The organism is Streptomyces mutomycini, from assembly GCF_001700505.1.
Taxonomy (GTDB): domain Bacteria; phylum Actinomycetota; class Actinomycetes; order Streptomycetales; family Streptomycetaceae; genus Streptomyces; species Streptomyces mutomycini.
The window spans coordinates 1-824 of sequence record NZ_MAPV01000386.1 but is presented as its reverse complement, the minus strand read 5'-3'; the positions used below and the strand labels follow the sequence as shown (position 1 = coordinate 824).

Sequence of the window (824 nt, the reverse complement as noted above, 5' to 3'; positions counted from 1 at the left end):
CCCTCCGCCCCCTCGCAGAAGCCCCCGAAACCCCCGTCATCCACTCCGCCGACTACCTCCACCACCGCGAAGAACTCCTCCGCGCCGACCACATCACCGTCATCGGCTCCGGCCAGTCAGGCGCCGAAATCTTCCTCGACCTCCTCCGCGCCCGCCCCCGAGGCACCGAAAAAATCCACTGGCTCGCCCGCACCCAGGCCTTCGCACCCATGGAGTACTCAAAACTCGGCCTCGAACACTTCACCCCCGACTACACCCACTACTTCCACGCACTCCCCGAACACGTACGCGACACCCTCGTCCCCCAGCAATGGCAACTCCACAAAGGCATCGACACCGACACCATCACCGCCATCCACGACGAGCTCTACCGACGCACCCTCCACGGCGGCTGGCCCGACGCCACCCTCACCCCCGGCGTCAGCGTCCGCACCGCAGGACGCCTCGCCGGCAGCGGCAACCGCATCGAACTCCACCTCGAACACACCCAACAAGCCACCCGCAGCCGCCTCACCACCGACGCCGTCGTCCTCGCCACCGGCTACCGCGAACGCCCCCTCGACACCCTCCTCACCGGCATCGCCCCCCACATCCGCCGCGACACCCAAGGACGCCCCCGCATCCACACCGACTTCCGCCTCGACCTCGACCCCGCCCTCACCGGCAACATCTACGTACAGAACGCCGAACGCCACACCCACGGAGTCGGAGCCCCCGACCTCGGACTCGCCGCCTGGCGCAGCGCCACCATCCTCAACAACCTCACCGGCACCAACCCCTACCCCCTCCCACAACGCACCGCCTTCACCACCTTCGGCCTCACC

Annotated in this window: 1 protein-coding gene; it reads left to right on the top strand. The window is 68.3% G+C overall.

Features of this window, described 5'->3' with window-relative positions; genetic code table 11:
- Nucleotides 1-824: SidA/IucD/PvdA family monooxygenase (locus BFF76_RS30600; protein ID WP_167359550.1), on the top strand; the 824-nt coding region annotated here is incomplete at both ends.